The organism is Faecalicatena fissicatena, assembly GCF_016900595.1.
GTDB lineage: Bacteria > Bacillota > Clostridia > Lachnospirales > Lachnospiraceae > Claveliimonas > Claveliimonas intestinigallinarum.
In genome coordinates, this window is the sequence record NZ_JACLYY010000037.1 from 1 (window position 1) to 1,067 (window position 1,067).

The 1,067-nt window shown below is 63.9% G+C and carries 1 protein-coding gene; it reads right to left on the reverse strand.

Annotation, left to right across the window (positions count from 1 at the left end):
• A partial coding sequence (locus H7U36_RS15005) for a M14 family metallopeptidase (RefSeq protein ID WP_330637165.1) occupies window positions 1-1,067 on the reverse strand: 1,067 nt, incomplete at both ends.

Genomic DNA, 1,067 nt, shown 5'->3' on the forward strand with positions numbered 1-1,067 from the left:
AGATGTGTATAAGAGACAGGTATTTCTCCAGCTCCACCTGGGTGGAGATGGAGGCGGTGGTGCCGTCGGCGTTCTCGCCTTTGATGTAGCCCAGGTAGGTGGCGTCATCGGCCACCAGATCGGGGACGGCCACGGAGCCCTCCTCACCCGCAGGGCCCATCTGCTCGGCCAGCTCGGCCTTACCGGCGGCGGTGAAGCCGGTGAGCTTGTCGTAGTCGATGGTGCCGCTCTCAGAGGCCGCGGTCTCCACCAGCATCCAGGCAAAGGCCAGGATGCCGTCGCTGGCGGCCACCTCATTGGCGTGAATATTGGAGTACATGACGGGCACTTGGTAGTCGCCCAGGGCGCCGCTCTCCAGCTTCTTCAGCAGGGCGGTGGGGTCGCTCTCCGCCTCCGCCTTGATCTCCTGCCACTTGTCCACCGCGGCCTTGTCCTTGGCCACAATCAGATAAGGCATATCCAGGCTTTCCAGGCCGTTGTCGCCCTGGCTCTGGCCCATGGAGAACTGCTCCACGTAGAGGTCGGTGTGGCCGGCGGCGTAGTCCACCAGCGCGTCCAGCTCGTCATAGATCTCCGACATGGTGTGGAAGTTGTCGTAGGGTGCCACCTTCAGATCCACAGAGCCCAGGGTCTTGCCGTCCAGCCCGGCGGACAGCGTGAAGTAGCCGCACACATCCATATAGGAGCCGCCGTTGCTGTGGGGCACGCTGAGATCGTCACCGAAGTAGCACTGGTTGGCGAAGGTGACGGTCAGGTACACCTGGCCGTCCACCGTCTCGGCGGCGGTGGCCACGTCGGTAAAGAAGGGGGTCTCGCCGTCCTGGCACAGCCAGGCGCTCAGGGGACCACCCTCGGTCTGGTTGGGAAACTGGGTATCGTCCAAGTAATCCGGCGCGTCCGCATCGGGCGTCAGGGTCCAGGTCACGGAGGAGGCGGCCTCCTTGGCCTCGGCCTCGGTCATGTCCACCGGGATGCTGGCCTGGAAGGTCCGCTCGGCGGACAGGGAGATGCCGTTGCTCCCGCCGTCACCGCTGGTGTTCTCAAACACCTGTCTCTTATACACATCT